This window comes from uncultured Sphingomonas sp. (assembly GCF_964237155.1).
In the GTDB taxonomy this organism is placed as follows: Bacteria; Pseudomonadota; Alphaproteobacteria; order Sphingomonadales; family Sphingomonadaceae; genus Sphingomonas.
Window position 1 is genome coordinate 1 of record NZ_CAXSHH010000016.1, and the last position, 21,491, is coordinate 21,491.

The 21,491-nt window shown below is 69.0% G+C and carries 20 protein-coding genes and 1 pseudogene; 19 read left to right on the top strand and 2 right to left on the bottom strand.

Annotated features, from left to right (window positions below):
• The 15 genes and pseudogenes from nuoF to ACFE71_RS05770 form a co-directional block, all read left to right on the top strand.
• The coding region (gene nuoF, locus ACFE71_RS05700) for an NADH-quinone oxidoreductase subunit NuoF (RefSeq protein ID WP_375427843.1) at positions 1–704 on the top strand (704 nt) is incomplete at its 5' end.
• Entirely contained in the window at positions 701–931 is a 231-nt protein-coding gene (locus ACFE71_RS05705; RefSeq protein ID WP_375427844.1) for a hypothetical protein, read from the top strand. The genes nuoF and ACFE71_RS05705, both read left to right, overlap by 4 nt.
• Positions 931–2,931, top strand: a complete 2,001-nt coding sequence (nuoG, locus tag ACFE71_RS05710; RefSeq protein WP_375427845.1) for an NADH-quinone oxidoreductase subunit NuoG — start codon at positions 931–933, stop codon at positions 2,929–2,931. The genes ACFE71_RS05705 and nuoG overlap by 1 nt, the downstream gene beginning before the upstream one ends.
• Before the next feature lie 2 nt (positions 2,932–2,933).
• The gene (locus ACFE71_RS05715) at positions 2,934–3,332 is read left to right on the top strand and encodes a clan AA aspartic protease (protein WP_375427846.1); all 399 of its coding nucleotides are present in this window, start codon (positions 2,934–2,936) and stop codon (positions 3,330–3,332) included.
• Positions 3,329–4,375: pseudogene (nuoH, locus tag ACFE71_RS05720) on the top strand (NADH-quinone oxidoreductase subunit NuoH); the annotation flags it as partial. The gene ACFE71_RS05715 and the pseudogene nuoH, both read left to right, overlap by 4 nt.
• 421 nt (positions 4,376–4,796) lie before the next feature.
• Complete coding sequence (gene nuoI / locus ACFE71_RS05725; RefSeq protein ID WP_375427847.1) at positions 4,797–5,282, top strand: NADH-quinone oxidoreductase subunit NuoI; 486 nt, start codon at positions 4,797–4,799, stop codon at positions 5,280–5,282.
• A gap of 67 nt (positions 5,283–5,349) precedes the next feature.
• Entirely contained in the window at positions 5,350–5,961 is a 612-nt protein-coding gene (locus tag ACFE71_RS05730) for an NADH-quinone oxidoreductase subunit J (protein WP_375427848.1), read from the top strand.
• Between the two features lie 8 nt (positions 5,962–5,969).
• Positions 5,970–6,272 (top strand): NADH-quinone oxidoreductase subunit NuoK, encoded by a 303-nt coding sequence (gene nuoK, locus ACFE71_RS05735; protein ID WP_375403377.1) that lies wholly within the window; start codon positions 5,970–5,972, stop codon positions 6,270–6,272.
• 4 nt (positions 6,273–6,276) lie between these two features.
• Complete coding sequence (gene nuoL / locus ACFE71_RS05740; protein ID WP_375427849.1) at positions 6,277–8,334, top strand: NADH-quinone oxidoreductase subunit L; 2,058 nt, start codon at positions 6,277–6,279, stop codon at positions 8,332–8,334.
• Between the two features lie 7 nt (positions 8,335–8,341).
• Positions 8,342–9,877 carry an NADH-quinone oxidoreductase subunit M gene (locus ACFE71_RS05745; protein WP_375427881.1) on the top strand — a complete coding sequence of 512 codons (1,536 nt, stop codon included), beginning with the start codon at positions 8,342–8,344 and terminating at the stop codon, positions 9,875–9,877.
• Complete coding sequence (nuoN, locus tag ACFE71_RS05750) at positions 9,877–11,331, top strand: NADH-quinone oxidoreductase subunit NuoN (protein ID WP_375427850.1); 1,455 nt, start codon at positions 9,877–9,879, stop codon at positions 11,329–11,331. The genes ACFE71_RS05745 and nuoN overlap by 1 nt, the downstream gene beginning before the upstream one ends.
• Positions 11,332–11,418: 87 nt before the next feature.
• On the top strand, positions 11,419–12,156 hold the full coding sequence (locus ACFE71_RS05755) for a biotin--[acetyl-CoA-carboxylase] ligase (RefSeq protein WP_375427851.1): 738 nt from the start codon (positions 11,419–11,421) through the stop codon (positions 12,154–12,156).
• 8 nt (positions 12,157–12,164) lie between these two features.
• Complete coding sequence (locus ACFE71_RS05760) at positions 12,165–12,947, top strand: type III pantothenate kinase (RefSeq protein ID WP_375427852.1); 783 nt, start codon at positions 12,165–12,167, stop codon at positions 12,945–12,947.
• 47 nt (positions 12,948–12,994) lie between these two features.
• Complete coding sequence (locus ACFE71_RS05765; protein ID WP_375427853.1) at positions 12,995–14,632, top strand: ribonuclease J; 1,638 nt, start codon at positions 12,995–12,997, stop codon at positions 14,630–14,632.
• A 17-nt stretch (positions 14,633–14,649) separates the two neighbouring features.
• Complete coding sequence (locus ACFE71_RS05770; RefSeq protein ID WP_375427854.1) at positions 14,650–14,928, top strand: DUF1467 family protein; 279 nt, start codon at positions 14,650–14,652, stop codon at positions 14,926–14,928.
• Here the strand turns inward: ACFE71_RS05770 and ACFE71_RS05775 are convergent, their stop codons facing one another.
• Positions 14,929–17,175, bottom strand: coding sequence for a hypothetical protein (locus ACFE71_RS05775; protein WP_375427855.1), 2,247 nt, complete (start codon positions 17,173–17,175; stop codon positions 14,929–14,931).
• A 110-nt stretch (positions 17,176–17,285) separates the two neighbouring features.
• Here ACFE71_RS05775 and ACFE71_RS05780 point away from each other — a divergent pair, with 110 nt between their 5' ends.
• From ACFE71_RS05780 to ACFE71_RS05795, 4 genes are read left to right on the top strand one after another with little or no spacing between them, the layout of a single operon-like run.
• Complete coding sequence (locus tag ACFE71_RS05780) at positions 17,286–17,582, top strand: Hpt domain-containing protein (protein WP_375427856.1); 297 nt, start codon at positions 17,286–17,288, stop codon at positions 17,580–17,582.
• A gap of 43 nt (positions 17,583–17,625) precedes the next feature.
• Positions 17,626–18,807, top strand: coding sequence for a hypothetical protein (locus tag ACFE71_RS05785; protein WP_375427857.1), 1,182 nt, complete (start codon positions 17,626–17,628; stop codon positions 18,805–18,807).
• Positions 18,808–18,843: 36 nt separating this feature from the next.
• Positions 18,844–19,977, top strand: a complete 1,134-nt coding sequence (locus ACFE71_RS05790; protein WP_375427858.1) for a hypothetical protein — start codon at positions 18,844–18,846, stop codon at positions 19,975–19,977.
• Positions 19,974–21,326, top strand: a complete 1,353-nt coding sequence (locus ACFE71_RS05795) for a sensor histidine kinase (protein WP_375427859.1) — start codon at positions 19,974–19,976, stop codon at positions 21,324–21,326. The genes ACFE71_RS05790 and ACFE71_RS05795 overlap by 4 nt, the downstream gene beginning before the upstream one ends.
• On the opposite strand, the gene ACFE71_RS05800 is transcribed toward ACFE71_RS05795, so the two are convergent.
• A complete protein-coding gene (locus tag ACFE71_RS05800; protein WP_375427860.1) occupies positions 21,288–21,488 on the bottom strand; it encodes a hypothetical protein in 201 nt (66 codons plus the stop codon). The two genes, ACFE71_RS05795 and ACFE71_RS05800, sit on opposite strands and share 39 nt — an antisense overlap.
• Between the last annotated feature and the right edge of the window lie 3 nt (positions 21,489–21,491).

Here is a 21,491-nt window from a genome sequence, read left to right on the forward strand (position 1 = left end):
GGCTGTATGGTTGCCCGACCACGGTCAACAACGTCGAGTCGATCGCGGTGGTGCCGACCATCCTGCGGCGCGGGGCGGAGTGGTTCGCGGGCTTCGGGCGCGAGAACAACAAGGGCACCAAGCTCTACCAGATCTCCGGCCATGTCGAGCGGCCGTGCGTCGTCGAGGAGGAGATGGGCATCCCCTTCCGCGAGCTGATCGAGCGGCATTGCGGCGGCATCCGGGGCGGGTGGGACAATCTGCTCGCGGTCATCCCCGGCGGGTCGTCGGTGCCGCTGGTCCCGGCGGCGGAGATCATGGACGCGCCGATGGACTTCGATGGATTGAAGGCGGTCGGGTCGGGGCTGGGCACGGCGGCGGTGATCGTCATGGACAAGTCGACCGACATCGTCCGCGCGATCAGCCGCATCTCGTATTTCTACAAGCATGAGAGCTGCGGCCAATGCACGCCGTGCCGCGAGGGCACCGGCTGGATGTGGCGTGTGATGGAGCGGATGCGCACCGGCGAGGCGGCGCTCAGCGAGATCGACACACTGCTCCAGGTCACCAAGCAGGTCGAGGGCCACTCGATCTGCGCGTTGGGCGACGCGGCGGCCTGGCCGATCCAGGGCCTGATCAAGCATTTCCGCCCCGAGATGGAGCGGCGGATCAACGAGCGCGCGGGCAACGACGTGCTGACGCCGATGCAGGAAGCGGCCGAGTGAGCGACGACCGCACCCAGATGATGTTCGACATACTGCTCGGCATTCAGAAGGATCTGGGGCTGATCAAGCGCGAGATCGCGTCCCAGGGTATTCGACTGTCCTCAATCGGGGAACATATTCGCGGCATGATGACGTCGATCTACGGCTTGCAGGCGGATGTGGGCGATCTGAAACTGCGCGTGGACCGGATCGAGCGCCGACTAGGACTGAACGAGGTCGAACACTGATGCCCAAGCTAAAGGTCGACGGGATCGAAGTGGAGGTGCCGCAGGGCGCCACCGTGATGCAGGCGTGCAATGCCGCCGGCAAAGAGATCCCGCATTTCTGCTATCACGAGCGGCTCAGCATCGCGGGCAATTGCCGCATGTGCCTGGTCGAGGTGAAACCGGGGCCGCCCAAGCCGCAGGCTTCGTGCGCGCTGCCTGCCGCCGAGAATCAGGAGGTGTTCACCACCACGCCGATGGTGAAGCATGCGCGCGAGGGGATCATGGAGTTCCTCCTGATCAACCATCCGCTCGATTGCCCGATCTGCGACCAGGGCGGGCATTGCGACCTGCAGGACATCTCGCTCGCTTACGGCAAGGGGCATAGCCGCTTCGCCGAGAACAAGCGCGCCGTCACCGACAAATATATGGGGCCGATCGTCAAGACGGTCATGACGCGGTGCATCCAATGCACGCGCTGCGTCCGCTTCGCCGAGGAGGTCGCGGGCGTCGAGGAGATCGGCGCGATCGGGCGCGGCGAGGAGATGCAGATCACCTCGTATCTGGAGCACGCGGTCAAGTCCGAGCTGTCGGGCAACACGGTCGATCTGTGCCCGGTCGGCGCGCTGACGCACAAAGCGTACCAGTTCGAGACGCGGCCGTGGGAGCTGCGCCGCGTGCTGACGATCGACGTGTCGGACGCGGTGGGCACGAACATTCGGCTCGACGCGCGCGGGCGGCAGGTGCTGAAAAGCTCGCCGGTCATCAACGACGACGTCAATGAGGAGTGGGCGACCGACAAGACCCGCTACATGATCGACGGGCTGGTGCGCCGGCGGCTCGACCGGCCGTTCGTGCGGCGCGGGGGCAAGCTGGCGGCGGTGAGCTGGGACGAGGCGTTCGACGCGGTGGCACAGGCTGCGCGAGACGCGGGCGGAAGCGTCGCGGCGGTCGCGGGCGACCTCGTCGATTGCGAGACGATGTACGCCGCGCGCGAGCTGCTGGCGGGCATGGGATCGACCATGCTCGAAGGGCGGCAGACGGGGATGGACTATGACACGTCCAGCCTGGCGGCGGTCAACTTCAACACGACGATCGCGGGAATCGAGCGCGCGGACGCGGTGCTGCTGGTCGGCACCAACCTGCGCTGGGAAGCGCCGCTGGTGAACACGCGTGTCCGCAAGGCGATCAAGCGCGGGGCCAAGGTGTTCGGCATAGGTCCGCGGGTGGACCTGACCTATCCTGTCGAGTGGCTGGGCGAGGACCTGTCGGTGTTCGGCAACCTGCCGTCACACGCGGCCGACCGGTTCGGCGCGGCCGAGCGGCCGGCGGTGATCGTCGGCGGGGCGGGGCTGAAGGGCGCGCACGGCGCGGCGCTCGCCTTCGCCAAGCGGTTCAACTTGGTCCGGGAAGGCTGGAACGGGTTCAACGTCGTCCATATGGCGGCGTCACGGATGGGTGGGCTGATGCTCGGCTATGCGGCGCGTGGCGGGATCGGCGACCTGGCGAGCGCCCGCCTGACCTTCTTCCTGGGCGCGGACGAAGTGGACTTCACGCGCTTCACCGGGTTCAAGGTCTATGTCGGCCATCACGGTGACCGCGGCGCGGCGCATGCCGACATCGTGATGCCCGGCGCGACCTATGCCGAGAAGTCGGGTACCTGGGTCAATCTGGAGGGCCGCGTCCAGCGCGGCGAGCGGGCGGTGTTCCCGCCGGGCGACGCGCGCGAGGACTGGACGATCTTCCGCGCCTTGTCCGAACGGCTCGGGCGGCCGTTGCCCTTCGACTCGCTCCCGGGCCTGCGCGAGCGGATGACGCGCGATGTGCCCGCGCTCGGGCGGCTTGGGCTAGCGACGTTCGAGTGGACCCCGCCCGCGCTCCCCGCGACCGCGTCGGGCACGGTCGAGCGGTATCCGATCGCCGACTTCTACCTCACTAACACGATCTGCCGCGCCAGCCCGACCATGCAGCGATGCTCGGCCGAGTTGCTCCACGGCGAGAGCTTCGCGGAGGCGGCGGAGTAGCGATGGGTCACATCTTCTCCGAAATCGAAATCTCCAACGCCCGCGACGATGAACTCGCGCCGATGACGATATCGGCGCTCGTCGATACGGGCGCGTTACATATGTGTATTCCGCAGCATGTCGCGCTCCAGCTGAAGCTACCGGTCCAGGATCGCCGGCAAGTCACGATTGCGAACGGCGCGTCCGAAATGGTCGACTATGTCGGACCGGTCCGAATCCGTTTCGCCAATCGGCAATGTCTGGTGGGTGCTTTGGTGCTGGGCGACCAGGCGCTGCTCGGAGCCATTCCGATGGAGGATATGGACCTGGTCGTCAGCCCGTCGCGTCAGACGATCACCGTCAACCCAAGCAATCCGAACATCGCCGTTTCACTGGCGATGGGCGTCAGGACCTACCCATGATCGCGTTCTTCAACACCACCGTCGGGCTCAGCTATAGCTGGTCGTGGTTCCTCGCGACGATTAGCGGCATCCTGATCATCGCGCTGCCGCTGATGCTGACGGTGGCGATGATCATCTATGCCGAGCGCAAGATCTGGGCGGCGATGGCGCTGCGGCGCGGGCCCAACGTGGTGGGGCCGTTCGGGCTGCTCCAGAGCTTCGCCGACGGGTTGAAGGTGTTCCTTCAAGAGACGATCGTCCCGTCGGCGGCGAACCGTGCGTTGTTCCTGATGGCTCCGATCATCACCTTCACCGTCGCGCTGATCGTGTGGGCGGTGGTGCCTTTCGCGCCGGGCGTGGTGCTGGCGGACATCAATGTCGGGCTGCTCTACGTGCTCGCGGCGTCGTCGCTGGGCGTGTACGGCATCATCATCGCCGGTTGGGCGTCGAACTCCAAATACCCGTTCTATTCGGCGCTGCGGGCGGCGGCGCAGATGGTGTCGTACGAGGTCGCGATCGGGTTCATCCTGATCTCGGTCGTGCTATGGGCGGGCAGCTTCAACCTGTCGCGCATCGTCGAGGCGCAGCAGAACACGCTTGGGCTCGGGGTGAACGGCTTCGGCTTCAACCCGCTGCTGTTCCCGATGGCGGTGATGTTCTTCATCTCGTCGCTCGCCGAGACGCAGCGCGCGCCGTTCGACCTGACGGAGGCCGAGTCGGAGCTCGTCGCGGGCTACCAGACCGAATATTCGTCCATGAGCTTCGCGCTGTACTGGCTGGGCGAGTACGCCAACGTCATCCTGATGTGCACGCTGAACGCCACGCTGTTCTGGGGCGGGTGGCTGCCGCCGCTCGATATCGGGTTCCTGTACGCGGTGCCGGGCATCTTCTGGCTCGGGCTGAAGATGCTGATCTTCTTCTTCATGTTCGGTTGGGTGAAGGCGACCGTGCCGCGCTACCGGTACGACCAGCTGATGCGGCTGGGGTGGAAGATCTTCCTGCCCGTGTCGCTGTTCTGGGTGTTCCTGGTGTCGGGCGTGCTTATGTTGACCAGGGTAGGCTTACGACCAAACACCGTAGAGCCGGTGCGTGTTGCGTCTTCCATGCCGATGAGTTTGCGGGAAGACTGCTTGTTGACGCGAGAGAGTGGCGGGAAAAGCGCTTACAACGTGCGCGTGTATATGCCGGTGTTTGGAGATGACTGGCCGGAGCATGATAAGTATGCGGTGCGCGGCGATGCGAATGCGCCCGGTGCTCCCTATCCGTCAACGCTGACGAAGGTAGGCGTAGGGCCGTACTTCTTGAGCTGGCGCGGGCCGGAAAGGGAGAAGCGGCTTCTTAGCTATGAAGGGTTCGATGTATCGAACTCGGGCGGCATCGTGACGATCCTCCCCGACGAACGCGACCAATCCAGCATGTCCACTCGGTATAGTGGTCGCTGTTCCCCGACCGACGTCGTCGTCGAGACAAGCAAGGCAGTTTGACATGAGCATCGCTCAACACCTCAAGGCGTTCACCCTGTGGGAGTTCCTGGGCGCGCACGCCAAGACGCTCCGGTATTTCTTCAAGCCCAAGGCGACGCTCAACTACCCGTACGAGCGCAACCCGATCTCCCCGCGCTTCCGGGGCGAGCACGCGCTGCGCCGGTACCCCAACGGCGAGGAGCGGTGCATCGCGTGCAAGCTGTGCGAGGCGGTGTGCCCCGCGCTTGCGATCACGATCGAGGCGGAGCCGCGCGACGACGGCAGCCGGCGCACGACGCGCTACGACATCGACATGACCAAATGCATCTATTGCGGGCTGTGCGCCGAGGCGTGCCCCGTCGATGCGATCGTGGAGGGGCCCAACCTCGATTTCGCGACGGAGACGCGCGAGGAGCTGATCTACGACAAGGCCAAGCTGCTCGACAACGGCGACCGTTGGGAGCGGGTGCTGGCGAGCAACCTTGCCCAGGACGCACCCTACAAGTAAGGGCCGCCAACATTCTTGATCGCCGCGCCCGGGTCGGGGCGGCGCGCACGTCGAACGGGGCTCGTCGTTGATCCAGGCCATCGCCTTTTACCTCTTTGCGACCGTGGTCATCGGGTCGGCGGCGCTGACGATCTCGTCGCGCAACCCGGTCCACTCGGTGCTGTGGTTGATCCTGGCGTTCTTCAACGCGGCCGGGCTGATGGTGCTCGTCGGCGCGGAGTTCATCGCGATGCTGCTCGTCATCGTCTATGTCGGCGCGGTCGCGGTGTTGTTCCTGTTCGTGGTCATGATGCTCGACATCGACCTGGCGGAGATGAGGAAGGGCGTCGTGCGCTACCTGCCGCTGGGCCTCGCGCTGGCGGCGGCGCTGCTGGCGGAGATCGTGATCGGCATCGGCGCGTACGGCGCGGGCGGGATCGAGCTCGCCCGCCGCACGGCGGTGACGGTGGCGGGGGTGCCCAACATCCAGGCGATCGGGAACCTGCTCTATACGCGCTACCTGTTCGTGTTCGAGGCGGCGGGGCTCGTGCTGCTGGTGGCGATGATCGGCGCGATCGTGCTGACGCATCGCCAGCGCGGCGGCACGCGGACGCAGAACGTGTCGCGCCAGAACGCGCGCCGGCCGCAGGACGCGACGCGCAACACGCAGCCGGTCGTGGGCGAGGGCGTGCGGCTGTGAACGGGTCGATCGGCCTCATCCACTATCTCGTCGTCGGGGCGATCCTGTTCACGATGGGGGTGCTCGGCATCTTCCTGAACCGGAAGAACCTGATCGTCATCCTGATGGCGATCGAGCTGATCCTGCTGGCGGTGAATATCAACCTCGTCGCCTTCTCGGCGCATCTGAACGACCTGGTGGGCCAGGTGTTCGCGATGTTCGTGCTGACCGTCGCGGCGGGCGAGGCGGCGATCGGGCTCGCCATCCTCGTCATCTATTTCCGCGGGCGCGGGACCATCGCGGTCGACGATGTCGACCGGATGAAGGGCTGAGCGGTTGATCCACTTCATCGTGTTCCTGCCGTTGCTCGCCGCCGTCGTCGCGGGGCTCGGCAACCGCAAGTTCGGCGGTTCGCTGCTGCCCAAGCTGCTGACCACGGGCGCGCTATTCGCGTCGTGCGCGCTGTCCTGGCCGATTTTCCTGGGCTTCCTGGGCGGCGAGACGCCCGCCTATGTCGCGCCCGTCATGTCCTGGATCGTGTCGGACGGGCTGGACGTCGGCTGGGGCTTGCGCGTCGACGCGCTGACCGCGGTCATGCTCGTCGTGATCACCAACGTCTCGGCGCTCGTCCACCTCTATAGCTGGGGGTACATGGACGAGGATCCGGACCAGCCGCGCTTCTTCGCCTATCTGTCGCTCTTCACCTTCGCGATGCTGATGCTGGTGACGGCGGACAACCTGGTCCAGATGTTCTTCGGCTGGGAGGGCGTCGGGCTCGCCAGCTACCTGCTGATCGGGTTCTGGTACAAGAAGCCCAGCGCCAACGCCGCCGCGATCAAGGCGTTCGTCGTCAACCGCGTCGGCGATCTCGGCTTCATGCTGGGCATCTTCGGCGTGTATCTCGTCTTCCGCACCGTCTCGATCCCCGAGATCCTCGCCGCCGCGCCGGGGATGACCGGGTCGACGATCGGTTTCCTGGGCTCGCGGTTCGACACGCTGACGGTGCTTTGCCTGCTGCTGTTCGTCGGCGCGATGGGGAAGTCGGCGCAGCTTGGGCTTCATACCTGGCTACCCGACGCGATGGAGGGGCCGACGCCGGTGTCGGCGCTGATCCACGCCGCGACGATGGTGACGGCGGGCGTGTTCATGGTCTGCCGCCTGAGCCCGTTGTTCGAGGCCGCGCCGGTCGCGCTCGGCGTCGTGACGGCGGTGGGTGCCGCGACCTGCCTGTTCGCGGCGACCGTCGGGCTGGTCCAGACCGACATCAAGCGCGTGATCGCCTATTCGACCTGCTCGCAGCTCGGCTACATGTTCTTCGCGGCGGGGGTCGGCGCGTACGGCGCGGCGATGTTCCACCTGTTCACCCACGCCTTCTTCAAGGCGCTGCTGTTCCTGGGCGCGGGGTCGGTGATCCACGCGATGCACCACGAGCAGGACATGCGGTTCTATGGCGGCCTGCGTAAGGCGATCCCGCTGACCTTCGCCGCCATGCTGATCGGCACGCTCGCGATCACGGGCGTCGGATTGTACGGCGTCGGCGGTTTCGCGGGTTTCTATTCCAAGGACGCGATCATCGAGGCGAGCTGGGCGTCGGGATGGCTCGGCGTGTCGATGGTCGGGATGCTCGTCGCCTTCCTGACGAGCTTCTACTCATGGCGACTCATGTTCCTGACCTTCTGGGGAACGCCGCGCTGGGCCGCGTCGGAGCATGTCCGGCACGCGCTGCACGACGCGCGCGGGGATCACCAAGAAGCGCACCCGGCGGGCGAGGACAGCGGCCATGCCCCCTCGACCCATGACGCCGCGCACACCGATATTCCGCACGGTACCGGCGGGTATTATCCGCATGAGAGCCCGTGGTCGATGCTGCTCCCGCTCGGGGTCCTGTCGCTCGGCGCGATCGCGGCGGGGTTCGCGTTCCATCATTACTTCATCGAGCCAGAGGCGGGGGCCGAGTTCTGGCGCGGCAGCATCGCCTTTCGCGAGGCGCTGATGCACGCGATGCACGAGGTGCCGTTGCCGGTGAAGCTGTCGGCGACGATCGCGATGCTTGGCGGCCTCGCGCTCGCCTATGGCATGTACATCCGCTCGGCCGACGCGCCCGCCAAGGCGGCGGAGACGTTCCACCTCGCCTATCGGTGGTTCCTCGATAAATGGTATTTCGACGAATTGTACGACCTCGTCTTCGTCCGTCCCGCCTTCGCGCTTGGCCGTTTCTTCTGGCACCGGGGCGACGAGAAGACGATCGACCGCTTCGGCCCGAACGGGTCGGCCTGGGTCGTCCAAGCCGGGGTGCGCGCGGCGGCGCGGCTGCAGACGGGATACATCTACACCTATGCCTTCGTCATGCTGATCGGGCTCACCGGCGCGGTGACCTGGGCCATCGCGGGTTGACCCGGTGATCGGAGGCTATCCCATCCTGTCGTTGATGCTCGGCGTCCCCGCGCTCGCCGCGATCGCCTGCCTGTTCGTCCCCGCGCGCGAGGCGCGGTGGCTGGCGCTCGCCGCGACGCTGATCGATCTCGCGCTCGGCCTGGTCCTCTGGACCGGGTTCGAGACCGGCGGCGCGCAGTGGCAGTTCACCGAGTACCAACCGGCGTTCGGGCGGTTCGCCTGGGCGCTCGGCATCGACGGCTTCGCGCTGCTGTTGATCATGCTCAGCGTGTTCCTGATGCCAATCTGCATCGGCGCGAGCTGGAACGCGATCGAGAAGCGCGTGCCCGAGTACATGTCGGCGTTCCTGCTGACGGAGGTGCTGATGATCGGCACCTTCGCCGCGCAGGACATCTTCCTGTTCTACATCTTCTTCGAGGCCGGGCTGATCCCGATGTTCCTCATCATCGGCATCTGGGGCGGCGCGAACCGGATTTACGCGAGCTACAAGTTCTTCCTGTACACGCTGCTCGGCTCGCTCGTGATGCTGATCGCGATGCTTTATATGACGCGCGAGGCCGGGACGACCTACATCCCGCAACTCATGGCGCATGACTTCGCGCCCGAAGCGCAAACCTGGCTGTGGCTCGCCTTCTTCGCCTCCTTCGCGGTCAAGATGCCGATGTGGCCCGTCCATACCTGGCTCCCCGACGCGCATGTCCAAGCCCCGACCGCTGGGTCGGTGATCCTGGCGGGGGTGCTGCTGAAGCTCGGCGGCTACGGCTTCCTGCGTTTTTCGCTGCCGATGTTCCCCGAGGCGTCTGGGCAGCTCGCCTCGCTGATCTTCGGGCTATCGGCGGTGGCGGTGATCTATACGTCGCTCGTCGCGCTGGTGCAGGCGGACATGAAGAAGCTGATCGCCTATTCCTCCGTCGCGCACATGGCGATCGTCACCATCGGCCTGTTCGCCTTCAACCGGCAGGGGATCGAGGGGGCGATGATCGTGATGCTCAGCCACGGCCTCGTCTCGGCGGCCTTGTTCTTGTGCGTGGGCGTCATCTATGACCGGCTTCATACCCGCGAGATCGCGGCATACGGCGGCGTGGCGAGCGTGATGCCGACCTATGCGGTGTTCTTCCTGCTGTTCACGATGGCCTCGATCGGGCTGCCGGGGACGAGCGGGTTCGTGGGCGAGTTCCTGAGCCTGCTCGGCAGTTATCAAATATCGACCTGGACCGCGCTTCTCTGCACGACGGGCATCATCCTGGGCGCCGCCTATTCGCTCTACCTGTATCGCCGCGTCGCGTACGGGGAGGTCAAGACGGACGCGGTGCGCGCGATGCCCGACCTCAGCCGCCGTGAGCTGTGGCTGCTCGCGCCGATCGCGGGCGTGGTGTTGTGGATGGGCGTCTATCCGGAGAGCTTCATGGCCCCGATGCGCGACGATGTCGGCCGGTTGCTCGCGCGGATCGAGGGCGGGGCGCCCGAGAGCGATTCGCGTCCGACCGCTGGGCGAGCTCCGTCCATGACCGCGCCCGCCGTCGCGCATGGGAGCGCGCATTGATGAGCTACACCGACAACCTCCTGATGACCCTGCCCGAACTGGTGCTGTCGCTCGGCGCGATCGCGTTGATGCTGGTCGGCGCGTGGGGCGGGCAGAAATCGACCCGCGCCGTGTCCTGGACCGCGATCGCGATCATCGGCGGTGCGCTGGTGGCGCTGGCCGGGCCGGCTTCTGGCGGCGGCGCTGCGTTCGGCGGGTTGTACCGCGCCGACGCGTTCGCGGCTTACGCCAAGGTGCTGATCTATCTCGCCTCTGCGGTCGCGATCGTCATGGCGTCGGGCTTCTTCGAGCGGACTAGCGGAGACGACCTACGCCCCGAATATCCCGTGCTGATCCTGCTCTCCACGGCGGGGGCGGGGATGATGGTGTCAGCGGGCGACCTGCTGACGCTCTATGTCGGGCTAGAGCTTCAGAGCCTGTCCTCCTACGTGCTGGCGAGCTTCATGCGCCGCGATGCGCGCTCGGCTGAGGCGGGGCTGAAATATTTCGTGCTGGGCGCGCTGGCGTCGGGCATCCTGCTTTACGGCATATCGCTCGTGTACGGGTTCAGCGGCACGACCCTCTTCACCGGCATCGCCGACGCTTACTCAGTGCCCCCCGCCGAGCTGTCGACCGGACTGCTCTTCGGTCTCGTATTCGTCTTCGCCGGCATCGCTTTCAAGATCGCCGCGGTGCCGTTCCACATGTGGACGCCCGACGTGTATGAGGGCTCGCCGACGCCCGTGACCGCGCTGTTCGCGACCGCGCAGAAGGTCGCAGCCGTCGCGCTCGCCGTGCGCGTCGCGATGGAGGCGATGGGGCCGGCGGTGTTCCAGTGGCGTCAGATCGTCATCTTCGCCGCGCTCGCCTCGATCGCGCTGGGAGCAGTGGCGGCGATCGGCCAGACGAACATCAAGCGGCTGCTCGCCTATTCGTCGATCAACAATATCGGCTTCGCGCTGATCGGGCTCGCCGCCGGATCGGTCGAGGGCGTGTCGTCGGTGCTGACCTACATGGCGATCTATATCGCGATGACGATGGGGAGTTTCCTGGTCGTGCTCCAGATGCGCGAGCCCGACGGCACGCCCGTCGAGAGCATCGCGTCGCTCGCGGGCATGTCGCGGACGCGGCCCGCGCTGGCGGCGGCGCTGGCGATCTTCATGCTGTCGCTCGCGGGAATTCCGCCGCTGTTCGGCTTCTGGGCCAAGTTCGTGGTCTTCGACGCGGCGGTGCAGGCGGGGTTGTTCCCGCTCGCGGTGATCGGCATCGCGCTGTCGACGATCGGGGCCTACTATTATCTCCGCATCGTCAAGCTGATGTATTTCGACGAGCCCGCCGGGTCCTTTCCGCCGATCACCAGCCGGATCGAGGGCGGGCTGATCGCGGCGGCGGCGGTGCTCGTGTCGCCGATCGGCTATTTCGCGATCGTGCCGCTCGGCGTGTGGACGATGGCGGCGGCGCGGTCGCTGCTCTGAGAAGCGTCGTCGCTCATTTACCCGTCAACCCGGACTTGATCCGGGGTCCCGCTTTTCGCTTTCCGTCCCGGCCCAGGAAGAAGCGGGATGCCGGATGAAGTCCGGCATGACGGGAGGGGAGTCGTGATCCGCACCGTCGCGGAAACGGGGTCGACCAACGCCGACATGGCCGCGCTCGCCCGCACCGGGCTGGGCGAGGGCGTATGGCTCCGCGCCGAGCGACAGACCGCCGGGCGCGGGCGGCAGGGGCGGGACTGGGTGTCGCCGCCGGGCAACCTGTATGCCAGCACGCTGATCAGGCAGCGCCCGACCGATCCCGCGCCGGCCACCCTGGGCATGGTCGCGGCCGTCGCGCTAGACGAGGCCGTCCGCGTGTATGTCCGTGACGCGCCGCTCATGCTCAAATGGCCCAACGACCTGCTGCTCGGCGGGGCCAAGCTGTCGGGCATCCTCTTGGAACGCGTCGAGGACGCGGTGGTGGTCGGCATCGGCGTGAACCTGGCGCACCGCCCCGACTTGCCCGAGCGCCCCACGACCAGCCTTGCCGAACACGGCACGGCGGTTGCGCCCGCCGATTTCGCCGACACGCTGGCCGAAGCCTTCGCGCGGTGGCTCGGCCTGTGGCGGAGCGGCGGCGTCGTGCCCATCCGCGCGCGCTGGCTCGACCGTGCGCACCCGACCGGCACCGCGCTCGCGGCCCGCTTGCCCGACGGGAGCGTGCTCGAAGGGCTGTTCGCCGGCCTCGACGACGACGGCGCGCTCACGCTGCGCTTGGCGGGAGGCGGCACCCGTGTCATTCACGCCGCCGACGTGTTCCAGCTCTAGGATCCCCGATGCTGCTCGCCATCGACGCCGGCAATACCAACGTGGTGTTCGCGCTCGTCGAGGGGCGGCGGATCAGGGCGCGCTGGCGGATCGCGACCGACCCCAGGCGGACAGCCGACGAATATGCGGTGTGGCTGATCCAGCTGCTCCAGATCGAGGGATACGAGCGCAAGGACGTGACGAGCGTGGTCCTTGCGACCGTCGTTCCGCGCGCGCTCCACAATCTCCAGGTGCTCGCCCGGAAATACTTCGGCGTGGAGGCGATGATCGCCGGGCGAGCGCCGCTCGAATGGGGGATCGCGATCGATGTCGACGAACCGGCGTCGCTCGGGGCGGACCGTGCGGTCAACACCATCGCCGCGCATGCGCTTCACCCGGGCGACCTTATCGTCATCGATTTCGGCACCGCGACGACCTTCGACGTCAGCGATTACCAGGGCGCGTACAAGGGCGGAATCATCGCGCCCGGCATCAACCTGTCGCTCGACGCGCTCGTCACCGCCGCCGCCAAGCTTCCGCGCATCGCCGTCGAGGCGCCCGTCACGTCCGGCGTGATCGGCCGCAACACCGTCGACCAGATGCAGATCGGCATCTTCTGGGGCTATGTCGCGATGATCGAAGGGCTGGTCGCACGGCTCCAGGTCGAGGTGGGCCGCCCGGTCAAGGTGATCGCGACCGGCGGGCTCGCCACGTTGTTCCAGCCCCACACCCCCGTGTTCGACGCGGTGGAGCCCGACCTGACGATCCAAGGGCTGGCGATAATGGTCGAACGCGCCCATATCCACCCTTGAATTCCTCGCGCCCGAGCACGGCGCTTCCCCTAAATCGAAAGAACTGAATGACACCGGCAAAAGAACTGCTTTTCGTCGCCCTTGGTGGATCCGGCGAGATCGGCATGAACGTCAATCTGTACGGCGCGGACGGCAAATGGGTGATGGTCGATTGCGGCATCACCTTCGCCGACGCGGGCTATCCCGGCATCGACGTGATCCTGCCCGACCTGTCCTTCATCGAGGACCGGCGCGAGAGCCTGGTCGGCGTCGTGCTGACCCACGGGCATGAGGACCATATCGGCGCGCTTCCCTACCTCGCCGAGGATCTGGGCGTCCCGCTCTACGCCACCCCCTTCACCGCCGGGCTGATCCGCGGCAAGCTGGAGGAGGAGGGGATCGCCAACCGCGTCAAGATCCGCATGATCCAGCCCGACCAGCGGTTCGATGTCGGCCCGTTCGGCTTCCGCTTCGTGCCGCTGTCGCACTCGATCCCGGAAGCGAACGGGCTGCTGATCGACAGCCCCTACGGCCGCGTGTTCCACACCGGCGACTGGAAGCTCGACAGCGATCCCGTGATCGGCTCCCCCGCCACCCCCGAGCAGCTCCAGGCGATCGGCGACGAGGGCGTGGACGTGATGGTCTGCGACTCGACCAACGTGTTCAACGACACGGCGTCGGGCTCCGAGGCGAGCGTGTTCGAGGGCATGCTCGGCGCGGTCAACGCCGCCCGCGGGCGCGTGATCGTCACCAGCTTCGCGTCCAACGTCGCCCGGCTGTCGACGATCGCCAAGGTCGCGGTCGAAACCGGTCGGTCGCTCGTCGTCGCGGGCCGTTCGCTCGACCGCATCCTCAAGGTCGCGCGCCAGTGCGGGTACCTGAAGGATTTCCCGAACACCGTCTCGCCCGAGGAAGCGATGCGCCTGCCGCCCAAGCAGGTGCTGGTCGTCGCGACGGGCGGGCAGGGCGAGCCGCGCGCCGCGCTAGGCCGCATCGCCGACGGCAGTCATCCGCTCGCGCTCGACGAGGGCGACAGCGTCATCTTCTCGTCGCGCCAGATCCCGGGCAACGAGGTCGCGATCGGCCGCATACAGAACATACTGGCCGCCAAGGGCGTGGCGATGATCACCGAGCGTCAGGCGCATGTCCACGTGTCGGGCCATCCGGGTCGGCCCGAACTCGCGCAGATGTATAAGTGGATCAGGCCCAAGCTCCTCGTCCCCGTCCATGGCGAAGCGCGGCACCTGATGGAGCATGCCCGCTTCGGCCGCGCGGAGGGTGTGCCCGACACGCTGACGCAGATGAACGGCGACATCGTCCGGCTGACCCCGGGTGCGGCGAAGAAGGTCGGCAAGGCCCCCGTCGGTCGCCTCGTGCTCGACGGCGACGTGATCCTGCCCGCCGACGGCTCGACGATCAACGAGCGGCGCAAGATCGCGATCAACGGCCAGATCTCCGTCGCGATCGCGATCGGGCGCAACGGGACGCTGATGGGCAGCCCCCAGGTCCGCATCCAGGGCATCCCGGTCGAGGAAGACCGCGCGGCCTTCATCGAGGACACGGTCGCGGCGGTGGCGGCGGCGGTGAAGGGCGGCAAGCGCCAGGTCGACCGCGTCCGCGAGGACGTGCGCCTCGCCGTCCGCAAGATCGCGACGCGCTGGACGGGCAAGAAGCCGATCGTCGACGTGCTGCTGATCCAGGGCTGACGAAGGGCGGACACGCGATGCAATGGACCTCGGCGCTCGCGATCTACCTGCTGTTCTGGTCGTTCTCCGTGTTCGTCGTCCTGCCCTTCGGGGTCAGGACGACGCACGAGGCCGGGGGCGAGCATGTCCCGGGACAGGCGGACAGCGCGCCGCACGAGTTCGACCTGCGCCGTCTTTGCCTGCGCGCGACGATCGTCGCGACGGCGGCCTTCGCGATTTACTATCTCAACTACGTCAACGGCTGGATCACGCCGCGGTCGGTCAATCTGTTCCTGCGCGAGCGGGCCGACCTGTAGCTAGTGCAGCCGCTCGATCGCCTGCGCCAGCGCGACGTAGAGCTTGCCCATGTCCGATGACAGCAGCGTGATGCCCAGTGCCGATCCATCCGCCTGTTGCAGGACCGCGCGCAACATCGCCTCGAAATCGTGGATGTACCGGTTGACCGCCTCGCGGAAATGCTCGTCCGCGTCGTACAGCCGCGCGATGTCGCGCGCGTCGCCGCCGTCGAGCAACCGCACCGCCCGCCGGGTGAACACCCCCCGGTCGCCCTTCAGATAGGCGGCCCAGGCGCTGTCCGACACCTCGGGGCCGAGCATTTTGGCGACGTCGATCGAGGCCGAGTTCAACGTCTCGATCAGCCCGGCTACCTGCCTCGACAGGGTGTTGCGGTCGTGCTTCTCCCGATCGTCGCGCGCTTGCTCGATCCGGGTCTCGATGATCGCGGTCTGGTCGGCGATCGCCCGGCATTCGCGCGCGACCCGCTCGGCCACGTCGCCCGCAGCGGCCACCGCGGCGTCGGTCGCGGTGGCCAGCGCCTCGATCTGACGCTCGACCGTTCCCGACGCGGCCCGGCGCAGCGCCTGGGCGCCCGCCGCCTCCAGCCGGGAGACCGCCTCCGGCACGATCGCGGCCAGTCTGTCGCGCGCGTTGTCGGCGGTCTCGGCGGCGGTGTCGCGGATGCGGAGCAGCGCCTGGACCAGCTGCGGCGCGGCCTCGTCGGAGAAGCGTCGCGTCCGCTCGATCGCCTCGTCGACCGTATGGCCGAGCGCGTCCGCCTTGGTTCGGCCCGTCGAGAGCGTCTCGAGCAGCTGTCCCGCCAGCTGGTCGAGCGTCCGCCGCTGGTCGGCGACGACGCCCGCGATCGCCTCGATCGCGTCGTGCGTGCTCTCGGCGGCGGTGACGAGCGCCAGCAGCTCGGGCTTGGCCTCGCCGATGACGCGCTTGCTGCCCGCGATGCGCGCGTCCAGGCGGGTCAGCGCCTCGGGCAGCGTCTCGTCGATCTCGCGAGCGGCGGCGTCGAGCGCCAGAAGCAGCGACTCGGTGGTGCCGATCGTGCGCGTCGCCATCGCGTCGCCCGCCCGCAACGCCTCCGTCATCGCGTCGGCGGATCCGCCCAGCGCGCTGATCGACGCGGCCAAGATCTGCGCGCGTTCCGATCCCTGTTCGTGGAGCCGGTCGAGCTGCACCTCGACGCCGGCGATACCGGTCTGGAGGCGGTCGACGATCAGGTCGCCCGACGCGCGCTGCATGTCCAGGCGGCCCGACACCCGCTCGACCACGGCCTCGACCGACGCGATCCGCGCCGCGAGCGCGTCGGCGCTGTCGCGCGCGGCATGGTCCAGCCGCGACTGGTGCGCGGCGACGAGATCGATCATCGCCTCGCCCTGCGCCGCGATTCCCTGGCGCGCGCCGTCGACGGTCGCGGTCGTGCGCGCGATGAGCGCGTCGACCGTGTGCGACAACTGTGCGCTGACCGACTCCAGGCGCTCGCTCGCCGTATCGCTTTGCCGCTCCATGGCGGCCAGGTGTTGCGCCAGGCTTTGGGCGGCGCCGCAGGCCGACGCGTCCGCCTCCCGCCCGCGTTCGGCCAGGGCGGTCACCCGTATGTCCAGATCGGCCGCATGTTCCGCCGCCGACCGGCCGGTATGGTCGAGCAGGCGCGCGGCCTCCTCCACCCCGGCTTGCGTCCGGGGCAGCGCGGTGAGCAGCGCGTCGACGCTCCCCTGCGCCGTCGTCGCCGCATCGGCGAGCCCGCGCGCGTGGGCGTCCATGCGGCCGATCTCCGCGCCGACGCCGCGCTCGATCCCGCCGAGCCGCGCATGCGCCGCATCGCCCATCTCCAGGAGCGCGCCCACCTGGTCGGCGAGCTTCGCGCGGTTGGCGTCGATCGCGTGCGACAATTCGGACACCGTCCGCTCCAGCAGCGCCGCCTCTTCCCGCATCGCGCGCGCGATGTCGCCGAAACGCCGCGCCTCCGCCCGACTGTTGCGCTGGACGAGAAGCCAAACCGTCGCGACCAGGATCGGCACGACGCACAACGCCGCGACGAACTGGAGCAGCTGCACCGCGTCGAGATCGCCCAAACGCGACCAGGTCGCCCAAATCGCGAACGCGATCCACGACGCGACCGCGCCCGCCGCCAGAAACGGCCAGACCGGGCGCGAACGCTCGACCTCCTCCGGATGCGCCTCCGACCATGTCGGTTCGGCCTGGTCGTTCCAGCCGGCCGCTTGAGCGAAGCCCTCCTCGGCGCGTAGTTCCACGATCAGTCCCCTTGTTGCGCATGGTTTACCAGTTTTCGGCCGCGCCACAATCCAGCTGCGATCGGCGTAGGTTACGATGCGTTAACCGTTTCGCCGCTACGCCGCCTGTCATGGCATATGATCCCGGGGCGATCGAGGCGGCGTTGGCGGCGGCGGTGGGCGACGAGCCCGGGCTGATCGCCGACCTCCGCGTGGCTTTCCACGACAGCGTCGACCGGGCGTTGACCGCGCTCGAACAGGCGACCGACGAGAGCGGGTGGCGCGCGGCCGCATGGCGACTGAAGGGTCTCGCCGCGAGCTTCGGCGCGATCAGGCTGATGGCGCTCGCGTCGGAGGCCGCGGATCGGTCGCATGGGGACGCGCGCACCCTGCGACGTCTGCGCCGCGCGGTGGAACGGCTGGTCTGACGCGGCTGGACGGGGGCGGGTGGCCGCGCCTAACAGCGCCCGCATGCTCGCCGGGTTATTGTTCGCCGTCCGCGATGCGGAGGACCGGCCAGACCGGCTCGCCGCCACCTTGCCGTTCGCCGGCGCCACCCTCGTCGAATATCAAGCGCGGCTGCTGATCGCGGCGGGCGCGTCGCAGATCGTCGTGGTCGTGACGCGCCTGACGCCCGACCTGCTCGGCGCGATCAGTCGCATGGGGCGGGGCGGCGTCGCGGTCGACGTGGTGCGCGGCGCGGGCGAGGCGGCGGAAAAGCTCCATCCGCTGGCGCGCGTGCTGGTGCTGGCGGACGGGCTCGTCACGACCGAAGGCGTGCTGCGTCCGCTCGCCGGGGACGGGCCCGAGACGCTTCTCGTCGTCGCGGACGGAGAAGGCGGATCCGGGTTCGAACGGATCGGCGGGCGCATGGCCTGGGCGGGGATCGCCCGGCTCGACCCGGCGCGTCTGCGCGACGTGGCGGCCATGCCGCAAGATTGGGACACGCAGTCGGCGCTGCTTCGCGCGGCGTCGCAGGGCGGGGCCGCGCATCTGTTGCTTTCCGCGACCGCCGCGGCGGAAGGGCACGGCGTCGAGCATCGTGCGGACGCGCTCGACGCGCGGGGCCGCGCCGTGCTCGCGAACGCGATCGGTGACCGGCACGGCTGGTTCGATCGGTGGATCGTGGCGCCGATCGGCCGCGCCCTGCTGCCGGCGCTGGTCGGGCGCGGTGCGTCGGCCGGGGCGGTCGCGGCGGGAGGAGCCGCGTTGGGCGCTGGCGGTCTGGCCGCGATCCGCGTCGGATGGATCGTCGCCGGTCTGCTGATGATGCTCGGCGCGGTGATCGCCTGGACGTTGGGCGGCACCCTGGCGGGCTTGCGCGACGAACGGCGGCTCGCGCGCGGACAGCGGATCGCCATGTCGGCGGGGCCAGCGGCGGCGGCGTTGGTGCTCGCGGTCGGATCGGGGGAGCGGCTGGACGGGCCGGCGACGCTGGTCGTCGCGACCGCGCTCGTCACGATGGCGGGCCTGGGCGAACGCGCGATCGCGGGACGGCCGCGAAGGCTGTTCTGGGGCGGGCCGGGCGCGTATCTGGTGATCGTCGCGGCGGGCGAGATGCTCGGCGCCCCGGCGATCGGGTTGGCGGCGGCGGCGGTCTATGCGGCGGCGACGCTGGGCGCGGCGATCGAAGCGCTCCGGCGCGAGGTTTAGTGGGGCCTTAACCGCGCCGGGGCTAGAGGCGGCGGGATGACGTTCGACTTCACCCCTGGCGACGGCGGGACCGCTCCGTCCGGTCACGCCCGGGCGATTGGGGCCGACGCGCGCGTCGATACCCGCCTGCGCCATGCGATCGGCGACCTGTTCCTGCCCGACTCCGCGCGCCTCGACGACCGGACGCGCGCGCGCATCCACCGCCTGCTCGGCGGCGTCGTCGCCGCGGCGGAGGCGGAGGTCCGCCGCCACGCCGCGCGCCTGCTCGCCGCGCGCGGTGCGACCCGGGCCGCGGAGGCGCTGCTCGGCGGTGCGTCCGTCTTGTCGCCCCTGAGCGAAGCCGGGCTGCTCCGCGATCCCGAGTTGATGAAGGAGCTGGTCGCGCGAACCGAGCTGGACGGGCTGTTCGACGCGCTCGCCCCGGCGGTGGTCGCGCCGGACCGTCCGAGCCTGCTCGTGCATCTGGCCGACTCGCCCGACGGGGTGGTCGCCGCGGCGGCGCTCGCGCTGCTCGCCGCCGACAACCGTCGCGGCGCCGCGAATGAAGGCGTCGGGCCGGTCAGGAGCGATCTTCCCGCCCAACTGCGCCAGCGGCTGTTATGGTGGGTGGCCGCCGCGATCCGCGCGCAAGGCCCCGAGCCGGGCGGCCCCGAGCCGGGCGGCCCCGAGCCGGGCGGCCCTGGATCCGGCGGCATGGCCGAGCGCGACCGCGCGATCGCCGATGCGACGCTGCGCAGCCTGGCCGCGCATGACGAGCGCGACCGGCCCGAGGCCGCCGCCGCCCGCCTGGCAGGCGCGATCGACGCGCGGGCCGACGAACTCGGGCCCCTGCTCCTCGAGGCGCTGGCCGACCGGCGCGGGGCGCTGTTCGTCGGCCTGCTCGCCCACGCGAGCGGCGTCGACCACGATCAGGTCCGCCACCTGGTGGTCGATCCGCGCGGCGACCTGTTGACCCTGCTCCTGCATGCGGTCGGCGTCGACCGCGCGCGCATCGCCCGGATCGGCGTCGCGTTGGCCGAAGCCGATCCGCGGCGCGATCTCGAACGCTTGGCCGACGCGGTCGATTGGGCCGCCGCGCACGACCGGGCGGACGCGCGCGCCGCGCTCGCGCCGCTGGCGCTGGACCGCGACTTCCGTGCGGCGGTCCGCTCGTTGGCGCGCGCGCGGTGAGCGTCGCGGAGGTCGCGCACGGCATCGTCGATGTCGACGGGCGGTTGACCGACGCGGACGACGCGCTTTTGGGCCTGGTGACGCGCGCGGGCGGGGGACTTGGTCGGACTCTGGCCGTGCCGCAGCTCGCCACCATCGCCCGGCTCGCCCGGCGATTGCAGGTGCCGATCGCGCGCGGCGTCATCGTCGCCGACCGCGACGCCGACATCGAGTTGTTCGTGCGCGCGCAAACCGATGGCACGGGCGTGCGCCTGTCGGTCGCGGGCTGGCGCGAGCGCCGGCCCTGGCGACCGACGGACGAAGGCGCGCGGTTCGACCTGTTCCTGGCCGGTGCCGACTGGCGGTGGGACTGCGACGCGGCGCTCCGCTTCGGCGCGGTGTCGATCGAGGCGGGCGCGCGCCACGGCTTCGATGCGGTCGGGCTGCTCGGGCGGCCTATCACCGACCTGTTCGGCTTCGAGCCCGACCCCGCCGAACGCCTGCCGATCCTCGACGCGATCGCCGATCGCCGGCCCTTCTCCGGGCAGCCGGCCAAGCTGCGGCCGTCGGGGAGGCCCGTGTTCGTCTCCGCGCTGGCCCGCCGTGCCGTGGACGGTGGGTTCGCGGGCTTCGCGGGCGGCGTCAGCCTGGTCCGGCAGGTTGTCCTCGACGCCCCGGCCACGATCGGCGCGACGCTCGGCGGTCGGCTGGAACGCGCGCTCAGGCGGCCGCTCGGGCGGATCATCGCCGACGCCGACAGCATCGGCGCGGAGGCGGACGGAGCGATCGGCGGCGATTATGCGGGCTATGCCGCCGACATCGCCAGCGCCGGACGGCACCTGATGGCGTTGATCGACGATCTGGCCGACCTGGAGGATGTCGAACGGCCCGACTTCACGCCCGCGATCGGGCCGATCGACCTGGCCGACGTCGCGCGGCGGGCGGCGGGTCTCCTGTCCGTCCACGCCGCCGACGCGGGAGTGGCGATCGTCCGGCCCGGCCCGGACGATCGCGATCCGGTGCGGGGCGATTTCCGTCGCGCGTTGCAGATCCTGGTCAATCTGGTCGGCAACGCCGTCCGTTATTCACCGCGCGGCGGGGTGGTCACGGTCGCGACCGACGGCCGGGGTCGGGTCACGGTCGCCGACGTCGGCAAGGGCGTCGCCCCGCAGGATCAAACGCGCATCTTCGACAAGTTCGAGCGGATCGACGTCCTTGAGCCCGGCGGCAGCGGGCTCGGCCTTTATATAGCGCGCCGGCTCGCCCGGGCGATGCGCGGCGACGTCTCCATCGATAGCGCTCCCGGTGCGGGCGCGCGCTTCACGCTCCGACTACCGACGGACGCGTCGTCCGAGCAGGATCAACGCTAGCCCGACCACCGCGAGCGCCGCGCCGCGATTGGCCCAGGGCCGCTGGTCGATCATGAAGCTCGATCGCGGCCAGTCCACATAGCCCAAACCCTGCCCGATCCAGAGCAGTCCCATCAGCGTGGCCATCACGCCCAGCGCGATCAGGACGGCCCGCGGGCGCACGTC